Source organism: Microbacterium awajiense, from assembly GCF_039536545.1.
In the GTDB taxonomy this organism is placed as follows: Bacteria; Actinomycetota; Actinomycetes; order Actinomycetales; family Microbacteriaceae; genus Microbacterium; species Microbacterium awajiense.
In genome coordinates this window covers 1,855,592-1,871,394 of sequence record NZ_BAAAYU010000005.1, presented here as the reverse complement: position 1 = coordinate 1,871,394, position 15,803 = coordinate 1,855,592, and the positions used below count along the sequence as shown (strand labels likewise).

Below are 15,803 nucleotides of genomic sequence, written 5' to 3'. Positions count from 1 at the left end.
TTGGTTCGGACGTAGATCCGCTCTCGCGTCAGAAGTCCATGCCGCCGGTCGGGTCGGCCGGAGCGGCCGGAACCTTCTCGGGCTTGTCGGCGACAACAGCCTCGGTCGTGAGGAACAGACCCGCGATCGAGGCGGCGTTCTGCAGCGCCGAGCGGGTGACCTTCGCCGGGTCGATGATGCCCTGCGCGAACAGGTCACCGTACTCGCCGGTGGCCGCGTTCAGGCCGTGGCCGGCCGGAAGGTCGGCGACCTTGTTGGCGACCACGCCGGGCTCGAGACCGGCGTTCAGCGCGATCTGCTTGAGCGGGGCCTCGATAGCGACCTTGACGATGTTCGCACCGGTGGCCTCGTCGCCCGTGAGGGTCAGACCCTCGAAGGCGGTGCGGCCGGCCTGGATGAGCGCGACGCCACCGCCGGGGACGATGCCCTCCTCGACGGCCGCCTTCGCGTTGCGGACGGCGTCCTCGATGCGGTGCTTGCGCTCCTTGAGCTCGACCTCGGTCGCCGCACCCGCCTTGATGACGGCGACGCCGCCGGCGAGCTTGGCGAGGCGCTCCTGGAGCTTCTCGCGGTCGTAGTCGCTGTCGGTGTTGTCGATCTCACGACGGATCTGGGTCACGCGACCCTCGATCAGCGACGCGTCACCGGCACCCTCGACGATGGTGGTCTCGTCCTTGGTGATGATCACCTTGCGGGCGCGACCGAGCAGGTCGATCGTGGTGTTCTCGAGCTTGAGGCCCACCTCTTCGGTGATGACCTGGCCGCCCGTGAGGATCGCGATGTCCTGCAGCTGGGCCTTGCGGCGGTCTCCGAAGCCGGGCGCCTTGACAGCGGCCGACTTGAAGATGCCGCGGATCTTGTTGAGCACCAGGGTGGCCAGAGCCTCACCCTCGACGTCCTCGGCGATGATCAGGAGCTCCTTGCCCTCCTGGATCACCTTGTCGACGACGGGGAGAAGATCCTTGATGTTCGAGATCTTCTGGTTGGCGATCAGGATGTAGGGGTCCTCGAAGACCGCTTCCTGACGCTCGGGGTCGGTGACGAAGTAGGGGTTGATGTAGCCCTTGTCGAACCGCATGCCCTCGGTGAGCTCGAGCTCGGTGCCGAAGGTCTGCGACTCCTCGACGGTGACCACGCCCTCCTTGCCGACCTTGTCGATCGCCTCGGCGATGAGCTCGCCGATCTCGTTGTCGGCCGCCGAAATCGAAGCGGTCGCAGCGATCTGCTCCTTCGACTCGACCTCCTTGGCCGAGTCCAGCAGCGACTCGGTGAGCGCCGCGACGGCCTTCTCGATGCCGCGCTTGAGGCTGATCGGGTCAGCGCCGGCCGCGACGTTGCGCAGGCCTTCGCGCACGAGCGCCTGGGCGAGCACGGTCGCGGTGGTGGTGCCGTCACCGGCGACGTCGTCGGTCTTCTTGGCGACCTCCTTGACCAGCTCGGCGCCGATCTTCTCGTAGGGGTCGTCCAGCTCGATCTCCTTGGCGATCGAGACGCCGTCGTTCGTGATCGTGGGGGCGCCCCACTTCTTCTCGAGCACGACGTTTCGACCGCGCGGGCCGAGGGTCACCTTGACGGCGTCGGCCAGCGTGTTGAGGCCACGCTCGAGGCCGCGGCGGGCCTCCTCGTCGAAAGCGATGATCTTTGCCATAAGTGTGTCGTCCCTCCCGGACGGGGGCTTTCGGATTTAGCACTCAACAAACGAGAGTGCTAAATCATTCTGGCACTCGCCCCTATCGAGTGCAAGCCGCGGCCGCGGATACGGTCGCATGCCGAAACGGGATGCCACCCGGCATCCCGCTCACGACTGCGACGGCGTCAGGCGACGATGCGCACCGACTCGGCCTGCGGGCCCTTCTGCCCGCTGCCGACCGTGAACTCGACGGTCTGGCCCTCTTCGAGAACCCGGAACCCGGTCATGTCGATGTTGGAATAGTGCACGAACACGTCCTGCCCATCCCCCACCGTGATGAAGCCGTACCCCTTCTCGGCGTTGAACCACTTGACGGTGCCCTGGGTCATGCGAATCTCCTGTAGCTGTGGGACAGGCCCATGCTAGGGAGCGTGCACGCACCGACGAGGCGGCGATCAGAAGTGTTGACACGGCCGCATCGAAAGTTTTACCGGCGCGAAACACAGCGCCCCGCGATCACTCCGTGGGGCTCGGCGTCGCGCCCGCCTCGGTGCGGTCCAGGCCGATGACGATCGTCAACTGCGTGCCGTCGGGGTCTCCGGCGGGCTGGTAGACGTCGCTCTGCTCGATGAGTGCGCCCCCGATGACCCCGGCCAGGCCCGCGGCGGCCGACTCGTCGGCGGGGTCGAGGTAATAGACCGTCGTCTGCGGGAAGTCGTCCGATCCGGCCTCGCCGGCGAGCACCGAATCCGCCGACCACCCCGCGGCGACGACGACATCCTTGGTCTGTGTCGCGAGCCCGACCTCGGGGGTGGCGTTGAGGATGAGCACCCCGTACGAGGTGTCGACGACCGGCGTCACCTCGGGAGCGGGCGTCGCGGTCGGCGCCGGCTGCGGAAACAGTTCGATCCGTCCCGAGACCAGCAGTGTGCCGAAGATGCCGACGACGACGAGGACGACGGTGGCCAGCGCGGCCCACAGCAGCACGACCCAGCCGTGCATGCGAGGGTTCTCTGCGCGATGTGCGCCGACTCGGCCCGAATCCACCGGGAGGTCGTCGAAGCGATCCCGGGGGAAGGTCGATTTCGGCACCCCCCGATGTTACCCGCCGGTTTTCGCGGACGACGACGCGGCGTCCGCGGTCGCACTCAGCCGGCGTCTCCGGCCGCGCGGTCTGCGCGCGCCAGCCGCCGCGCTTCGCGCATGCGGCGCAGGCGCTTGACCAGCATCGGGTCGTAGGCCTGGGCGTCGGCGGTGTCGATGAGCCGCCCCAGCAGCTGGTAGTAGCGGGCGGGGGCGAGGTCGAGCTCAGACCGGATCGCCTCCTCTTTGGCACCCGCGTGGCGTCGCCATTCCGCCTCGAAGTCGAGGAGGGCGCGGTCGCGATCGCTGAGGGGCACGCTTCGACGCTAGTCCCGGCCGGGCGGATCGCCCGCGCGCCACTCCACGGATGCGCCGAGCGGGTCGACGGCGGCTACCGGCATCCGGTCGATCCCGAGCGCGAAGCCGCCCCATTCGGCGGCGACGACGGGCGGATCCCACGCGTCGTACAGCGTCGGCGGATCGATCGTCACCCACGTGGCGTCGAGGTCGTCGAGCGTGGCGATCAGCCTCTCGCGACCCGCACGCGGCACGTGCGGCAGCATGCCCGGCGTCGTCACCACCAGGCGCACGCCGGATGGCGCCAGCGCCGCGACCGCCCGCAGCGTCTCGGGGTCGGTCGCGTCGCCACGCACGAGCGGCGTCGAGTGGGATGCCGCGATGTCCAGCGCGGCACGGATCCGCTCGACGCGCCCGGTCTCGCCGGGCCAGACGAGCGCCTCGAGGAACGCGCGGTCGCCGACGTCTCGGGCATCCAGCGGGTGAAGGTCGATGCCCGTCCGCCACACGATGTCGGGCAGGCGCAGTGCGGGCTCGCCCGTCAGTCGACATCGCAGCACGACGGGTGACGTCCCGGAGGACGGATCCACCGCGATGATCTCGCGACCGCGCTCGTAGCGATAGGAGTAGCGATCCGGATGCAGACACAGCCCCGCCGCGGCACCGAGCTCGAGCAGCGCGATCGGCCCGTCGAGGCGCGCGAGGGCCGGAAGCAGCGCGGCGCACCGCTGCGGCTCGTTGGTCTGCAGCATCCGCGTCGATGTCTCAGCGACGACCTCGTCGGCGTGGGCGCGCACCCACTGCGCCCACACGTCGTAGTCGGCTTCGGGTGCGCCGAGCATCCGCGTCACCGCGAAGACGAGCGGCGGCTGGCGCCGGGTCTGCGGGAGGCGCGCGAGGATCGCCGCGAGGCTCGGATCTGCGGCGACGCCGGCGGCCCAGTCCGCGTACAGCGCCGACCGTCCGGGGGCCTCGTCGCGCGCGAACCGCGCATAGCGGTCGGTCACGTCATCGGCGCTCACGCCTCCATTCTCCCGGCGAACGCCCAGGCGGTCGGGAACTCATCGCGCACCCCTGCGGTTGAATGGGAGTGACCGAGGAGGACCCATGACCTACGCCGTCGACAAGAGCGATGAGCAGTGGCGCGACGAGCTGAGCGCCGCCCAGTACGCGGTGCTGCGCGAGGCGGGCACCGAGCGCCCGTGGACCGGCGAACTGCTCGACGAGGATCGCGCCGGGCTGTACACGTGTGCGGCCTGCGGTGCTGAGCTGTTCCAGAGCGGCACCAAGTTCGATTCCCACTGCGGCTGGCCCAGCTTCTACGAGTCGATCCGACCCGAGGCGGTCGAGCTGATCGAGGACCGCAGCCACGGGATGCTGCGCACCGAGGTGCGCTGCGCGGGGTGCGGATCGCACCTCGGGCATGTGTTCCCCGACGGATTCGGCACTCCGACGGGCGATCGCTACTGCATGAACTCGATCTCGCTCGAGTTCACCCCGAACGACGCAGCGTGAGTGCGCTGGACGCGGCGCGGCGGCGCCGATCGATCTCGAAGGTGACCGACCAGGCGCCGACCCACGACGAGCTGCTGCAGTTCGTCGCGGCGGCCGGACGCGTGGCAGACCATTCGTCGCTGCGGCCCTGGCGGCTGATCGAGTTGCGCGGAGCCGACCGCGAGCGTCTCGGCCGGGCGATCAACAAGTCCGAGGGGCACAAGGGCGCATCGACGAAGCCGCTGCGCGCACCGCTGCTGATCGCCGTCGTGGTCAGTCACCGGAAGAGCTCGAAGGTGCCCGCCTGGGAGCAGGAGGCTGTCGCATCGGGCGTCGCCCACATGCTGAGCCTGCTGCTCGACGAAGCCGGGTGGGGCGTGTTCTGGCGCACCGGGCACTACACGCGTGCGAAGGCCGTCGCCAAGGCCCACGGGCTGAAGAAGAACGAGTCGCTGATGGGCTGGCTCTACGTCGGCGGCAAGCCCGAGCGCGGACGCCCCGAGCGCGTGCGCACCGTCGACGCGGCCGAGTTCGTCTCCGGCATGCCCGCCGCAAAGCGGTAGGTGCGTCTAGGCGCGGGGACGACGGCGCCACGGCGCGACGGCGACCACGACCGACAGCAGAGCCACGGCGACCATCGCCGCCTCCTGTGCGAGCCCCGGCCCCGCCGGTGCGGGCCACAGCGCATCGAGGGCGACCGAACCACCCAGCTGCCCGACCACGGCCCCGAGACCGAACAGCAGCACGCCCGTGTACTGCACGAGCGCGGCCGACAGGAAGATGTACGCGACGCCGATCGCGCCGCCGCTGTACAGCCACGCCTCCGTGGGGAAGGATGCCGGCGGCCCGGCGACGGCGACCGCGATCGTCGCTGCGACACCCAGCACGACCGTGCCGCCGATGAAGTTCACCAGCGTCGCGGTGAGGGGGCTGCCGACCCGCTGGCGCAGCCGCCCGTTCGTCGCCTGCTGCCACGCGATGCCGGCGCCGGCCAGGAACGGCAGCACGAGCATCCACAGCGGCACCGACTGCACGGTGTCGCCGACGAGGGCGAGCGCCACCGCCACCAGCGCGAGAGCGCCGCCGATCAGCCTCGGCACCGTGACCGCGACCACTCCCGCAGGCCCGTAGCCGACCCGATCGAGCAGGAGACCGTTCACCGTCTGCCCTGCGACCACGCCGACGGTGAACAGCGACACGCCGATGAGTCCGACCGCCAGCCCCTGGGTGGCGACGGTGAGCGCACCGGCGAACCCGCCCGCGAGCATCCACCACGGGATGCTGCGCCGCCGCACCCCGGTGACGAGCGACGCGTAGCCGCGCCGCCCCGCCGGAAGCGCCGCCGACAGCACGATGAGGATCACGAGCCCCGAGCCGAAAGAGATCACGGCGGCCACCAGACCCGAGTCGAGGCGCAGCCCGAGTTGTCCGTTGACGCGCGCCTGGAGCGCGGTCAGGATCCCGACCACGACGGCACCGATGAGCGCCCAGCCGAACCTCACGAGCGGCCGGCTCGGCCGGTGGCGTGCTTCACGAGCCGACTACGGGACTCGAACCCGTAACCCCCGTATTACAAGTACGGTGCGCTACCAATTGCGCCAAGTCGGCAGAGGGCCCAGTCTATCCGCGGCCCGCGCCGGTCACGGCGTCGGGGTCGGGGTGGGGGTCGGCGTCGGCGTGGCCTGGAAGTAGGCGTCGCTCGCCACCGTGAGAACGAACTGCGCGAACTCCTTCGGGTCGTCGAGGGCGCCCACGTACGGGGTTCCGTTGACGAGCACGGTCGGGGTGGCGGTCAGCGCGAGGTCGTCGGTGTCGGGCAGTTCGTCCAGCGCCCGCTGGGTGGCGTTGCGAGCCCAGCCCACGAACGCCTGGTCCTCGATGCACGAGCGGACGAACTTGGGGCGCTCCGAACCGCTGGCGATCGCCAGGTCGGCGAGCTCGATGTCGGAGTAGCCGTCGGAGTCGACCTCGGGCTGCTGGGTCAGCAGCGCGTGGTTGAACGAGAAGAAGCTGTCGGGCGAGTGCGTGGCGACGCACGCGGCGGCCCCGGCGGCGCGCAGCGAGTACTTGGTGCCGTTGGACTTCGCCGTCAGCATCGACACCGGGTAGTACGTCAGTTCTGCGGCGCCCTGGCGCACCCACTTGGACAGCTGCTGCACGTTGGCGAGCTGGAAGTCGCGCGAGCCGGTCGACAGGTAGTCGACGTAGACGCGGATGTCGACGGTCGACCCGGGAGTCGCGCTCGGCGTCGGCGACGCGTCGGGGGTCGACGTCGACGAGGTGCTCGGGGTCGGCGTCGGCGACTCATCGCCGGCCGGGGTGCTGCCGGCGGGCTCGACGAGCCCCACTCCGCTGACCTCGGTGACGACGAAGCCGTCACCGGTCGCGTTCACCGGGTTCAGAAGAGGCTTCGCGGCGGTCGAGGCGACCGTCCAGGTGATCGCGACGGCTGCGACCGCGACGACGGCGACCGCGCCGACGACCATCGCGGTGATACGGACGGTGCGGGCCCGCGACTGCTGGGCGCGCACCTGCTGCGCCTTCTCGCGGACGGCATCGCGCCGCTCGCGCGGGGGCTGCGCGCTCGGTGTCTCGTCGCTCGACATGGAACCTCTCGGCGGAAGAATATCTGGGGCCGGGGATCCGGCGAGCCGCTCGGGAAGGCGGCCCCGTCGATGCTAGCCACGCTGTCTGGGAAATGCCCAGACGCAGACCCCATACCCGGTGTGCCATACAGGACGTGCCATAATCGAGGAGCGCCCGACGGTGGGCGTGCGGGAAGAACCCGCTCATCCTCACTACGGATCGTCCGGCACGTACCTGCCGGTGAAGGAGAAGAAGACATGGCGTCCGTCACATTCGACAACGCAACCCGCTTGTACCCCGGGGGAACCCGCCCGGCTGTGGACAAGCTCAACCTCGAGGTCGCCGACGGCGAGTTCCTCGTGCTGGTCGGCCCCTCCGGCTGCGGAAAGTCCACCTCGCTGCGCATGCTCGCAGGCCTCGAAGAGGTCAACTCGGGCCGCATCCTCATCGGCGACCGCGACGTCACCGACGTCCCGCCGAAGGATCGCGACATCGCGATGGTGTTCCAGAACTACGCGCTGTACCCCCACATGACGGTCGCCGAGAACATGGGCTTCGCGCTGAAGATCGCCGGTGTCGGCAAGGACGAGCGCGCCGCGCGCGTGCTCGAGGCCGCCAAGCTGCTCGACCTGGAGGAGTACCTGACGCGCAAGCCGAAGGCCCTCTCGGGTGGTCAGCGTCAGCGCGTCGCCATGGGCCGTGCGATCGTGCGTCAGCCTCAGGTGTTCCTCATGGACGAGCCGCTGTCGAACCTCGACGCCAAGCTGCGCGTGCAGACCCGCACCCAGATCGCATCGCTGCAGCGCCGCCTGGGCGTCACCACCGTCTACGTGACGCACGACCAGACCGAGGCCCTCACGATGGGCGACCGGATCGCCGTGCTCAAGGACGGCCTGCTCCAGCAGGTCGGCACGCCCCGCGACCTGTACGAGAAGCCGAACAACGTGTTCGTCGCCGGCTTCATCGGCTCGCCCGCGATGAACCTGTTCCCCGTGCCCCTCACCGAGGGCGGCGCCCAGTTCGGCAACGCCGTGGTGAGCCTGGACGACGCGCGCGAGCGTGCCCGCGGCAGCGAGGTCACGGTCGGCGTCCGCCCCGAGGACATCATCGTCGCCCCCGAGGACGGCAAGGGCCTGCCGGTGGTCGTCGATCTCGTCGAGGAGCTCGGCGCCGACGGCTACCTGTACGGCCACGCCGACATCCACGGCAAGCGCACCGACATCGTCGCGCGCGTCGACGGCCGCAACCACCCGAACGCCGGCGAGACCGTCGTTCTCGCGCCGGTGCCGCACCACCTGCACGTGTTCGACATCGAGAGCGGCGAGCGTCTCACCGACCACGCCATCGCCTCGGCGTAGCATCCACCGACGCGGCGCGGGGAGGTCTCGGATCTTCCCGCGCCGCGTCGTTTCCCATTGACGCGGCCCCGCCCGGTCGGAAGGGGGACGGCGTGCCCGACGCCCTGAACATCACCGCCAGTTCGGTGGATCCGCAGCTGCTGTCGCTGCCGTGGTCGACGACGCTCGCCGAGTGGCCGTCGAGCGCGATCGTCTACCTGCCCAAGGGCATCTCGCGCCACCTGGTGCGCTTCGCGAGTCTGTCCGGCCGTGTGATCGCCGTCAAGGAGACGACCGCCGAGATGGCACGGCGCGAGTACGACATGCTCGGAAATCTGCACCGTCTCGACGTGCCGTGCGTCGAGCGCGTCGCCGTCATCGCCGGGCGCACGGATGCCGCGGGCAGGCCGCTGCCCGCCGCCCTCGTCACCGCGCACCTGAAGTTCTCGCTCCCGTATCGCGCGCTGTTCACGCAGATCCTCCGCCCCGACACCGCGACGCGCCTGGTCGACGCCCTCGCTGCGCTGCTGGTGCGCCTGCACAACGTCGGGTTCTTCTGGGGCGACGTGTCGCTGTCGAACACCCTGTTCCGACGGGATGCCGGTGCCTTCGCCGCCTACCTCGTCGACGCCGAGACCGGCGAGCTGCACGAAGGTGGACTCAGCCGGGGCCAACGCGAGCACGACCTCGAGGTGGCCCGCACGAACATCGCGGGCGAGATCATGGATCTGGAGGCCGGCGGGCGACTCGAGGGCGGTGTGGACGCCATCGCGATCGCCGACGGCATCGTGAGCTCCTACCGGTCGCTGTGGGCTGCGCTCACCGAGAGCGAGAGCTTCGGCGTGGACGAGACCTGGCGCATCACCGAGCGGGTGCAGCGGCTCAACGAGCTCGGCTTCGACATCGACGAGATGTCGATCGACACGACGGCCGACGGCACACGCGTGTCCATCCAGCCGAAGGTGGTCGACGCGGGTCATCACCAGCGCCGACTGCTGCGACTGACCGGTCTCGACGTCGAGGAGAACCAGGCCAGGCGGCTGCTCAACGACCTCGATGAATTCCGCGCCCGCGTGTCACGACTGGGCGACGACGAAGAGATGATCGCCCACGAATGGCTGACGCGCGTCTTCGAACCGGTCGTCAAGTCGATCCCGTGGGACCTGCGCGCCAAGCTCGAACCGGCCGAGGTGTACCACCAGGTGCTCGAACACCGGTGGTACATGTCGCAGGCGTGCGGCAAGTCCGTTCCCCTCGCCGAGGCGCTGACCGGATACATCGACGACGTGCTGCGTCATCGCCGCGACGAGGCGACGCTCATGGGCCCGCCGACCGACACGGTGTCGCTCCCGGTGATCACGACCGGCAGCATCCCGTACGCAGACCAGGCCGACGACCTCGACGACAGCATCGACTGGCGCGACCTCGTCTGACCGACTCCGCCCGGCGGGCCTGCCTCGCCGGATCAGTACCCGACGGTGAACCGCTCGCGATGGTGCTTGGGCTGTTCGATCTCGTCGATGATCGCGACGGCGAGGTCGTCGCCCGAGATGTAGGACTCCCCCTCGTCGTCGACGACGATCACGTCGCCGCCGTCGCGATAGCGTCCGGTGCGCTCGCCCGGGTTGAACGAACCGAAGCCGCCTGCGGGGTGGACGTAGAACCAGTCGTGCCCGTAGTCGTGGGCCTGCAGGTCCTCGAGGATGCCGATGGCTTCGAGCGCCTCGGGCTTGTGCTCCTCGGTGAACGACGACTGGTCGACGACGCGCGCGCCGCCGGGCGCGACGAGGCTGCCTCCCACACCGCCGACGACGCCGATCCGAACCTGGGCGGGAAGCTCCTCGACGAGCGCTTCGACGTTCGGCCGCACGAGTCCGACCATCTCGCCGCGCGCCGGAACCGCGATGACGACGACGTCGACGCCGACGAGCTGTGCCACCAGATCGGGCACGTCCAGCAGCGTCCCCTCGACGTAGTACGCGCCCTGGTGACGGTCGCTCGGGATCCGGCGGGCCACGGCGAGCACGGTGTGCCCCCGCGCAGTGGCCTCGGCGACGATGTGGCGGCCGGCATAGCCCGACCCTCCGATGACGGCGATGCGTGCCATGTGGTGTCAGTTCCTTTCGGCCCGGAGTGCGGCGATCTGATACAGGGCGACCGATGCGGCGATGCCGGCGTTGAGCGACTCGGTCGAGGCAGAGATCGGGATCGACACGACCTGGTCGCACGTCTCGGTCACCAGGCGCGACAGCCCCTTGCCCTCGGATCCGACGACGACCACGACGGGACGATCGGCGAGCTCCAGCGCCGGCAGCGACACGTCGCCATCGCCGTCCAGGCCGAGCACGAACAGACCCTGCTTCTTGAATTCCTTCAGTGTCGTGGTGAGGTTGGGCGCAAGGGCGACCGGCACGCGGGCGGCTGCGCCGGCACTCGTCTTCCACGCCGCCGAGGTGACTCCCGCCGATCGGCGCTGCGGCACGATGACGCCCTGACCGCCGAACGCGGCCGTCGAGCGGATGATCGCGCCGAGGTTGCGCGGGTCGGTGACGCCGTCGAGCGCGACCAGCAGCGGCGTCTCCCCCGTCTCGATGATGTCCTCGAGCAGATCCTGCGGGTGCGCGTACTCGTACGGCGGGACCTTGAGCGCGACGCCCTGGTGCACTCCGTCGAAGCCGGCCATGCGGTCGAGCTCCGGGCGGGTGACCTCCAGCACGGGGATCTCACGATGGGTCGCGATCGACAGCATCTCCTTGACGCGGTCATCCATCTCGACGCGCTGCGCGACGTAGAGCGCGACGGCCGGGATCCGCGCACGCAGCGCCTCGAGCACGCTGTTGCGCCCCGTCACCGTCTCGGTGTCGTCGGAGGCCTTGCCTTTGCCCGAACGGCCGGAGTTCGACCCCGACGGGCGGCCACCCGGGCGGCCCTTGCCGCCCGCGGCCGCGTAGCGCTCCTGCGCGGCCTTGCGCTTGCCGGCGACGTGCCAGGCGCGATCCTCGGCCTTGGGCGTCGGCCCCTTGCCCTCGAGCGACTTGCGGCCCTGTCCGCCGCTGCCCTTGGTGGGGCCCTTCTTCTTGCCCCGGCTCGCGCCCGGGCGCCCTGGCTTGCTCATTCGATGCTCCAATGCGTTCCGTCGGCGCCGTCCTCGAGCGTGATGCCCGCCGCGGCGATCGCGTCGCGGATCCGGTCGGCGGCAGCCCAGTCCTTCGCGGCGCGGGCGGCTGCGCGCTGGTCGATCATGACCGACACCAGCGCGTCGAGCGCGACGGCGTCGGCACCCGACCCGCCGCCCCGCCAGGCGGGGTCGAGCGGGTCGATGCCCAGTATTCCGGACATCACGGCGACGTCGGCGAAGGCCGCGAGCGCCCGCTCGCGATCGCCGGCATCCAGTGCCGTGTTGCCCTCGCGCACGGTCTCGTGCAGCACGGCGAGGGCCTGAGGCACGCCGAGGTCGTCGTCGAGCGCCGCAGCGAAGCGTTCGGGCACACCGCGGTCGACCCGCAGGTCGTCACTGACATCGCGCAGCATCCGCAGCGCCCGCTCCTGGAAGGAGCGGATGCGGTCGAGCGCCGCCTCGGCCTCGTCGAAGCTCGACGCGGTGATGTCGAGGCTCGAGCGGTAGTGGGCTGCTGCGAGCGCGTAGCGGACGACCAGCGGGTCGCGCTCGCGCAGCAGATCGTCGGCGAGCACGAAGTTGTCCAGAGACTTGGACATCTTCTGGTCGCCGACGGTGACCAGTCCGTTGTGGACCCAATACCGGGCGAAGCCGTCGCCTGCCGCGGTCGACTGGGCGAGCTCGTTCTCGTGGTGGGGGAAGCGCAGGTCCAGCCCGCCACCGTGGATGTCGAACTGCGCGCCCAGGTAGCGGCGCGACATCGCCGAGCACTCGATGTGCCACCCGGGCCGACCGGGTCCCCACGGCGAGTCCCACCGGGCAGACTCGGGCTCGTCCGGCTTGGAGCCCTTCCACAACGCGAAGTCCCGCGGATCACGCTTGCCCCGCGGATCGGCGTCGGCGGCAGGCTCCATGGCATCGAGGGACTGACGTGTCAGTTCGCCGTAGGCCGGCCATGACCGCACGTCGAAGTACACGTCGCCCGCGGCATCCGAACCGGCGTCCGCCGCATAGGCGTGCCCGGCGGCGACGAGGCGCTCGATGAGCTGGACCATCTGCGGTATCGACGCCGTCGCCCGCGGCTCGTAGGTGGGCGGGAGGATGCCGATCGCACTGTACGCCCGGGTGAATGCGAGCTCCATCCGATAGGCGAGCGCCCACCACGGCTCGTGGTCGGTGGCGTTGGCGAGCACCTTGTCGTCGATGTCGGTGACGTTGCGCACGAACGTGACCCGGCCGAACCTGTGGGCGAGCCAGCGGCGCAGGATGTCGAAGCTCAGCGCTCCACGCAGGTGGCCGATGTGGGGGCCCGACTGCACCGTCGGCCCGCAGACGTAGATCGTGACGTGGGACGGATCCGCGGGGATGAACGGTCGCAGCGCCTGCTCGCGCGTGTCGTAGATGCTCACCGTCACCGCACCAGCCTACCGGCGGCCCTAGGCTCGTGACGTGCTGTCCGTGTTCGCCGTCGTCGCCGCGGCGGTGCTGTTCGGCACCACCGGCACCGCCCAGGCCCTCGGCCCCGACGGCACCACGCCGCTGTCGGTCGGTGTCGCGCGCTTGGTCATCGGCGGCACCGCACTGGCCGCGATCGGCTTCGCCCTCGCTCGGCGCCGCACTGCGCACACGCCCAATCCGAAGCTCACCGGCCGCGCGGTCGGACTGATGGCGCTCACGGGCATCTGCCTGGCCGCGTACCAGCCTCTGTTCTTCCTCGGCACCGAGCGCAACGGCGTCGCCGTCGGCACCGTGATCGCCCTCGGCTCGGCCCCGGTGCTCGCCGGTCTGCTCGAGTGGGCGCTCACGCGACGTCTGCCGACAGCGGGGTGGATCGCGGCCACCGTCCTCGCGACCGCCGGCGTCGTGCTGCTGAGCGCCGGCGGCGGTCTCGACGGAGGGGCCGACCCGCTGGGTCTGGTCGGTTCGATCGGCGCAGGCGCATCGTTCGCGGTGTTCGCCAACGCACAACGTCGACTGATGGATGCCGGGTGGGACCCGTTCACCGTGGCCGGGGCGATGGGTGCCGGCTCGGGTGCGATCGGGCTCATCGCCCTGCCGTTCGTCGACCTCGCCTGGATGGCCGAGCCGCGCGGACTCGCGATGGCGCTCTGGCTGGGCCTGGCGACCATCGCCCTGGCCTACACGCTGTTCACCTGGGGTCTCGAGCGGCTCACCGCCGCCACGGCGGCGACGCTGACGCTGGCCGAACCCCTGACAGCGAGCATCCTGGGCATCTTCGTCCTGGGCGAACAGCTCAGCGCCTCCGCGACGGCGGGTCTCGCGGTGCTCGCGGCCGGTCTCGTCCTGCTCGCGTGGACCGCGCGGGCACCCCGCAACCCCGACCCGGTGCCGCTCGAGGGCTGACGGTCCGAGCCATCCGGCGTCGTGGCGATCTCCCGCGCTGCGGCGATGCTAGGCGGGCAGAACGAGCGCGACCGCGAACGCCGCAACGCCCTCGCCCGCGCCGGTGAAGCCCAGCCCATCGGTGGTCGTCGCCGCGAGCGAGACGGATGCTCCGCCGAGAGCGGTCGACAGCACCGCCTCGGCCTCGGCGCGCCGGGCTGCGAAGCGGGGCCGGTTGGCCTGGAACTGGACCGAGACGTTCCCGATGCGCCACCCGGCCTCGCCGAGGAGCGCATGCGTGCGCGCGAGGAAGACATCGGCGTGCGCACCGGCGTACTCCGGATGGTCGGTGCCGAAGTGGGTTCCGATGTCGCCCAGACCCGCCGCCGACAGCAGGGCGTCGACGATCGCATGTGCGACGGCGTCTCCGTCGGAGTGGCCCGACAGCGCCGGCTCGCCCGGCCATTCGAGGCCGGCCAGCCACAGCGCGCCGTCGCCGCCGAACGCATGCACGTCCGTGCCGACACCCACCCGCGGCACGGCCGGCGCACGGTCGAGTCCCACGTCCACGGCGGGAAGCGGATGCCCCGCCACGATGCGTCGCGCACGGTCGAGATCGGCGGGCGTGGTGATCTTGAAAGAGAGCGGGTCGCCGGCGACGACGGCGACGGTATGGCCGGCGGCGCCGACGAGTGCCGCGTCGTCGGTGAAGTCCTCCCGGGCCTGCGCGTACGCCGGCTCGAGGATGTCGCGCAGGAATCCCTGCGGAGTCTGCGCGGCCGACAGCCGGCTGCGGTCGAGCGCCGCGACCACCTCGCCCTGCTCGACGCGCTTGATCGTGTCGATCACAGGAACGACGGGAAGCGCCGCACCCGCGCTGCGCGCGGACTCGATGACCCGCGAGAACACCTCGGAGGGGGTCAGGGCGCGCGCCGCGTCGTGGACCAGGACCACCTCGACATCGCCCCATAGAGCCCGGATGCCGGCAGCCACTGACTGCTGACGCGTGTCCCCGCCCGCGACGACCGTCACCAGATCACGGCGGTCGTCGGCTGCTTCGAGGGCGTCGGTCAGGGCATCGCCCTCGCGCCCCGCCGGCGCGACCACGATCACCTGAGCCACAGGCGCCTCGAAGACGCGCGCCAGAGCGTGACGCAGGATGGTGTGCTCGTCGAGCCCGACGAACGCCTTGGGCGTTCCGGCGCCCAGGCGTGTACCACCACCCGCGGCGACCACGATGATCGCGACGTCGGGAACGGGTGCGATGCTCACCCGTCCACGCTATCGGTTGCGAGGTTTCGATCCGCGCGGCCGAACGGTGCTCACTCAGATGTCCGCGTGTCGACGCCGCAGCGCGGCATCGCCCACCCCGGGGTCAAGAAGCCAGGACCTCGTCGAGGATCACGCCGGCCTTCTCTTCATCGGTCTTCTCGGCGAGCGCGAGCTCGGAGATGAGGATCTGCTTGGCCTTGGCCAGCATGCGCTTCTCACCGGCCGACAGGCCGCGATCCTGATCGCGGCGCCACAGGTCGCGCACGACCTCGCTGACCTTGATCACGTCACCCGAGGCGAGCTTCTCGAGGTTCGCCTTGTAACGGCGCGACCAGTTGGTCGGTTCCTCGGTGAACGGTGCACGCAGCACCTCGAAGACCTTGTCGAGACCGTCCTTGCCGATCACGTCGCGGACGCCGACAAGATCGACGTTCTCAGCCGGGACCTCGATGATGAGGTCTCCCTGGGTGACGTTGAGCTTGAGATACTTCTTCGTCTCGCCCTTGATGATCCGGTCTTTGACCTCGATGATCGTCGCCGCTCCGTGGTGCGGATAGACAACCGTCTCGCCAACCTCAAAAAGCATGGAGTTATGTCCTTTCGGCAACCTCCAGGATACCACAGGCGACATACGCTAAGGTTC

The 15,803-nt window shown here is 70.3% G+C and carries 17 protein-coding genes and 1 tRNA gene; 5 read left to right on the top strand and 13 right to left on the bottom strand.

Annotated features, from left to right (window positions below; genetic code table 11):
- Positions 1-28: 28 nt before the first annotated feature.
- The 5 genes from groL to ABD663_RS15410 form a co-directional block, all read right to left on the bottom strand.
- Positions 29-1,648 carry a chaperonin GroEL gene (groL, locus tag ABD663_RS15430; protein WP_344740105.1) on the bottom strand — a complete coding sequence of 540 codons (1,620 nt, stop codon included), beginning with the start codon at positions 1,646-1,648 and terminating at the stop codon, positions 29-31.
- A gap of 167 nt (positions 1,649-1,815) precedes the next feature.
- A complete protein-coding gene (locus ABD663_RS15425) occupies positions 1,816-2,019 on the bottom strand; it encodes a cold-shock protein (protein WP_344740103.1) in 204 nt (67 codons plus the stop codon).
- A 127-nt stretch (positions 2,020-2,146) separates the two neighbouring features.
- Positions 2,147-2,632 carry a LytR C-terminal domain-containing protein gene (locus tag ABD663_RS15420; RefSeq protein WP_344740101.1) on the bottom strand — a complete coding sequence of 162 codons (486 nt, stop codon included), beginning with the start codon at positions 2,630-2,632 and terminating at the stop codon, positions 2,147-2,149.
- Positions 2,633-2,778: 146 nt separating this feature from the next.
- Positions 2,779-3,030 carry a DUF3263 domain-containing protein gene (locus ABD663_RS15415; RefSeq protein WP_344740099.1) on the bottom strand — a complete coding sequence of 84 codons (252 nt, stop codon included), beginning with the start codon at positions 3,028-3,030 and terminating at the stop codon, positions 2,779-2,781.
- A gap of 9 nt (positions 3,031-3,039) precedes the next feature.
- Positions 3,040-4,032, bottom strand: coding sequence for a DUF2332 family protein (locus ABD663_RS15410; protein WP_344740097.1), 993 nt, complete (start codon positions 4,030-4,032; stop codon positions 3,040-3,042).
- A gap of 85 nt (positions 4,033-4,117) precedes the next feature.
- Here ABD663_RS15410 and msrB point away from each other — a divergent pair, with 85 nt between their 5' ends.
- Together msrB and ABD663_RS15400 are read left to right on the top strand one after the other, a co-directional pair.
- Positions 4,118-4,525, top strand: a complete 408-nt coding sequence (msrB, locus tag ABD663_RS15405; RefSeq protein ID WP_344740095.1) for a peptide-methionine (R)-S-oxide reductase MsrB — start codon at positions 4,118-4,120, stop codon at positions 4,523-4,525.
- Positions 4,522-5,067, top strand: coding sequence for a nitroreductase family protein (locus tag ABD663_RS15400; protein WP_344740093.1), 546 nt, complete (start codon positions 4,522-4,524; stop codon positions 5,065-5,067). Before msrB ends, ABD663_RS15400 begins: the two co-directional genes overlap by 4 nt.
- 6 nt (positions 5,068-5,073) lie before the next feature.
- Here ABD663_RS15400 and ABD663_RS15395 read toward each other — a convergent pair whose 3' ends face one another.
- From ABD663_RS15395 to ABD663_RS15385, 3 genes are all read right to left on the bottom strand, one after another.
- Positions 5,074-6,006: a DMT family transporter gene (locus tag ABD663_RS15395; protein ID WP_344740091.1), complete on the bottom strand. Its 933-nt coding sequence runs from the start codon at positions 6,004-6,006 to the stop codon at positions 5,074-5,076.
- 33 nt (positions 6,007-6,039) lie between these two features.
- Positions 6,040-6,112 (bottom strand) — tRNA-Thr (locus tag ABD663_RS15390).
- 32 nt (positions 6,113-6,144) lie between these two features.
- Complete coding sequence (locus ABD663_RS15385) at positions 6,145-7,110, bottom strand: DsbA family protein (protein ID WP_344740089.1); 966 nt, start codon at positions 7,108-7,110, stop codon at positions 6,145-6,147.
- A gap of 237 nt (positions 7,111-7,347) precedes the next feature.
- Between ABD663_RS15385 and ABD663_RS15380 the strand changes: the two genes are divergently transcribed.
- Positions 7,348-8,448, top strand: coding sequence for an ABC transporter ATP-binding protein (locus ABD663_RS15380; RefSeq protein WP_344740087.1), 1,101 nt, complete (start codon positions 7,348-7,350; stop codon positions 8,446-8,448).
- 92 nt (positions 8,449-8,540) lie between these two features.
- Positions 8,541-9,860: a DUF4032 domain-containing protein gene (locus ABD663_RS15375; RefSeq protein ID WP_344740085.1), complete on the top strand. Its 1,320-nt coding sequence runs from the start codon at positions 8,541-8,543 to the stop codon at positions 9,858-9,860.
- A gap of 32 nt (positions 9,861-9,892) precedes the next feature.
- On the opposite strand, the gene ABD663_RS15370 is transcribed toward ABD663_RS15375, so the two are convergent.
- The 3 genes from ABD663_RS15370 to cysS are packed head-to-tail and all read right to left on the bottom strand — an operon-like array spanning position 9,893 to position 12,960.
- Entirely contained in the window at positions 9,893-10,534 is a 642-nt protein-coding gene (locus tag ABD663_RS15370; RefSeq protein ID WP_344740083.1) for an NAD(P)-dependent oxidoreductase, read from the bottom strand.
- 6 nt (positions 10,535-10,540) lie between these two features.
- The gene (rlmB, locus tag ABD663_RS15365; protein ID WP_344740081.1) at positions 10,541-11,542 is read right to left on the bottom strand and encodes a 23S rRNA (guanosine(2251)-2'-O)-methyltransferase RlmB; all 1,002 of its coding nucleotides are present in this window, start codon (positions 11,540-11,542) and stop codon (positions 10,541-10,543) included.
- Positions 11,539-12,960, bottom strand: a complete 1,422-nt coding sequence (cysS, locus tag ABD663_RS15360; RefSeq protein ID WP_344740079.1) for a cysteine--tRNA ligase — start codon at positions 12,958-12,960, stop codon at positions 11,539-11,541. The genes rlmB and cysS overlap by 4 nt, the downstream gene beginning before the upstream one ends.
- Positions 12,961-12,994: 34 nt before the next feature.
- On the opposite strand from cysS, the gene ABD663_RS15355 reads away from it, so the two are divergent.
- Positions 12,995-13,909 (top strand): DMT family transporter, encoded by a 915-nt coding sequence (locus ABD663_RS15355; protein ID WP_344740077.1) that lies wholly within the window; start codon positions 12,995-12,997, stop codon positions 13,907-13,909.
- A 48-nt stretch (positions 13,910-13,957) separates the two neighbouring features.
- Here ABD663_RS15355 and ispD read toward each other — a convergent pair whose 3' ends face one another.
- A complete protein-coding gene (gene ispD, locus ABD663_RS15350; protein WP_344740075.1) occupies positions 13,958-15,160 on the bottom strand; it encodes a 2-C-methyl-D-erythritol 4-phosphate cytidylyltransferase in 1,203 nt (400 codons plus the stop codon).
- A 103-nt stretch (positions 15,161-15,263) separates the two neighbouring features.
- Complete coding sequence (locus ABD663_RS15345; RefSeq protein ID WP_344740073.1) at positions 15,264-15,746, bottom strand: CarD family transcriptional regulator; 483 nt, start codon at positions 15,744-15,746, stop codon at positions 15,264-15,266.
- Positions 15,747-15,803 lie beyond the last annotated feature (57 nt).